At 61.1% G+C, this 3,193-nt stretch carries 2 protein-coding genes; both read left to right on the top strand.

The window, feature by feature from the left end; translation table 11 throughout:
• Positions 1 to 578: 1,6-anhydro-N-acetylmuramyl-L-alanine amidase AmpD (gene ampD, locus I5W_RS14135; protein WP_044529706.1), on the top strand; the 578-nt coding region annotated here is incomplete at its 5' end.
• Between the two features lie 404 nt (positions 579 to 982).
• Positions 983 to 3,193, top strand: a 2,211-nt coding sequence (locus I5W_RS14130; RefSeq protein ID WP_252717025.1) for a ribonucleoside-diphosphate reductase subunit alpha, incomplete at its 3' end; no start/stop codon positions are given.

Below are 3,193 nucleotides of genomic sequence, written 5' to 3'. Positions count from 1 at the left end.
ACGGCTGGTGCAACATCGCCGCCGCGGAGCCCTCGCCCAACTGTGATGACCGGCCCGAGGGAGCGGTTACCGACCTGCTGGTGATCCACAACATCAGCCTGCCACCGGGGCAATTCGGCGGTCCTTATATAGCGGACCTGTTCTGCAACCGTCTCGACTACGATGCCCATCCTTACTTCGACCAGTTGCGGCCGCTGCGGGTCTCGGCGCACTTCCTGATCCGCCGCGATGGCGAAGTGGTGCAGTTTGTCCCGGCCCATCGGCGGGCCTGGCACGCCGGGGTGTCTACCTTCGAGGGGCGCGAGCGCTGCAATGATTTTTCCATCGGCATCGAGCTGGAGGGGACCGACTTCGAACCCTTCGCCCAGGCCCAGTATGCGGCGCTGGTCAAGCTGTCTCAGGCCCTGGTAAGCCGTTATGGCCTGACCGCCGTGGCCGGTCACGAGCACATCGCACCGGTACGCAAGACCGATCCCGGCCCCTTCTTCGACTGGGCAGGCTATCACAACGAAATGGTAAAAATGATTAACCACGCGCAATTGCGCTTCCCTCTTGGCCTTCACAAAAGTCAAGCTTGAGCAGCAGAAAAATTCTCGAAATAGCGGTTGCATCCTCCTTGGGCCGCCACTAGAATTAGTCCCATTCGATGTTTTGGTACTAGATGTAGTGTTCAGTTGAACTTATTGTGGTAGCCGGGTCTCCCTTTTCAGGGGCCCTAGTTCCGGCAGTGCTTCGGAAGGTGCAAGACCCGCGAGGCAGTAACCAAGTACGATAACGCCCCGGTTCTTCCTTCTTTTATTCCGTCGCTTCACTCATCAGTTTCAAGCAGTTTTTGCGTCAGCATGAATGTCCACGCAAGGGATAGTCATTGTGGGACGCATCTGTCGTTCGTCGATCCCCGGCAGTTCGGGGATCCAGAGGTAGTTATCAGCAACGCAGGCGATGCACCCCGTTCGTCTGCCCATGTACCCCAGGAGGCTAAGTGCGCTCAACCCAAGAAATTTCCGTTAAATCGCCCGCCCCGTTTGGCGTTTCCGCCGAGCAGGAAGGCTCCGCTGAAGGCCAGTCCATCGTCTCCCATACCGCAGGCCTGGGCGAATACCGCATCATCCGCCGCAACGGCGCCGTGGTCGGTTTCGAACCTTCCAAGATTTCCATCGCCGTGACCAAGGCCTTCCTGGCCGTCAACGGTGGGCAGGGTGCGGCCTCGGCGCGCGTGCGCGAGATGGTCGAGCAACTGACCACCAACGTCGTCTCGGCACTGGTGCGCCGCCAGCCCACCGGCGGCACCTTCCATATTGAAGACATCCAGGACCAGGTCGAGCTGGCTCTGATGCGTTCGGGCGAGCATGATGTGGCCCGCGCCTACGTGCTGTACCGCGCCAAGCGCATGGAAGAGCGCGCCCAGCAAGGCGCTGCCACCAAGACCGAAGTGACCGCACCGCAACTGCACGTGACCGAAGACGGCCAGAGCCGTCCGCTGGATATCAACGAAGTCCGCGCCCTGATCGCCGCTGCCTGCGTCGGCCTGGAAGCGCATGTGGATGCCGAAGCCATCCTGGCCGAAACCGTCAAGAACCTGTACGACGGCGTGCCCGTCGAAGAGCTGTACAAGTCCGCCATCCTGGCTGCCCGCGCGCTGATGGAAAAGGACCCTGCTTACAGCCAGGTGACCTCGCGTCTGTTGATGCACACCATCCGCAAGGAAGTGTTCGGCAAGGAAGTGGCCCAGGCTGACGCCCCGGCCGAGTACCTGGATTACTTCCCGCACTATGTAAAGAAGGGGATCGAAGCCGAGCTGCTCGATACCAAGCTGGCCCAGTTCGATCTGGCCAAGCTGGCTGCTGCCCTCAAGCCCGAGCGCGACCTGCAGTTCGGCTACATCGGCCTGCAGACGCTATATGACCGTTACTTCCTGCATATCGGCGGCACCCGCATCGAGATGCCCCAGGCGTTCTACATGCGCGTGGCGATGGGCCTGGCACTCAACGAAATCGACCGCGAAGCGCGCGCCATCGAATTCTACGACCTGCTGTCGTCCTTCGACTTCATGAGCTCGACGCCGACCCTGTTCAACTCGGGCACCCAGCGTTCGCAGTTGTCCTCGTGCTACCTGACCACGGTGGCCGACGACCTGGACGGCATCTACGAAGCCATCAAGGAAAACGCCCTGCTGGCCAAGTTCGCCGGCGGCCTGGGCAATGACTGGACCCCGGTGCGCGCGCTGGGTGCCCACATCAAGGGCACCAACGGCAAGTCGCAAGGTGTGGTCCCCTTCCTGAAGGTGGTCAACGATACCGCCGTGGCGGTCAACCAGGGCGGCAAGCGCAAGGGCGCGGTCTGCGCCTACCTGGAAACCTGGCACATGGACATCGAGGAATTCCTCGAACTGCGCAAGAACACCGGCGACGATCGCCGCCGCACCCACGACATGAACACCGCGAACTGGATTCCCGACCTGTTCATGAAGCGCGTGATGGAAAAGGGCGAGTGGACCCTGTTCTCGCCCTCCGACACCCCGGACCTGCACGACAAGTTCGGCCGTGCCTTCGAAGAAGCCTACACCGCCTATGAAGCCAAGGCCGCCCGTGGCGAGTTGAAGCTCTTCAAGAAGGTGCCCGCCAACGACCTGTGGCGCAAGATGCTGTCGATGCTCTTCGAAACCGGCCACCCGTGGATCACCTTCAAGGATCCCTGCAACATCCGTTCGCCGCAGCAACACGTGGGCGTGGTCCACAGCTCCAACCTGTGCACCGAGATCACCCTGAACACCAACGACAGCGAAATCGCGGTCTGCAACCTGGGTTCGGTGAACCTGCCGGCGCACCTGGTCAATGGCGAGCTGGACCATGCCAAGCTGCAAAAGACCATCCGCACCGCCATGCGCATGTTGGACAATGTCATCGACATCAACTACTACGCCGTCAAGAAGGCGCGTGATTCCAACCTGCGTCACCGTCCGGTGGGCATGGGCATCATGGGCTTCCAGGACTGCCTGCCGCTGACTTCCTTCCGCATCGTTGCCATCGCCGAGAATGGCATTGGCGACTTCGGTACCGGCAGCATCAGCATCCGTTCCACCCAGGACGTGCAGCTCATCTCCGGCCTGCCGCCCCTGGTGCGCGAGGGCGACCATTTCAACGGTACGGTCACGGTACGCAACACTACCACCCATGATATGACATCAAGGAAT

This window comes from Herbaspirillum sp. B65 (genome assembly GCF_000333555.1).
Lineage (GTDB): Bacteria > Pseudomonadota > Gammaproteobacteria > Burkholderiales > Burkholderiaceae_D > Herbaspirillum > Herbaspirillum rubrisubalbicans.
Note: the sequence above shows the minus strand (reverse complement) of the source record. Positions and strands in the feature narration are given on the sequence as shown.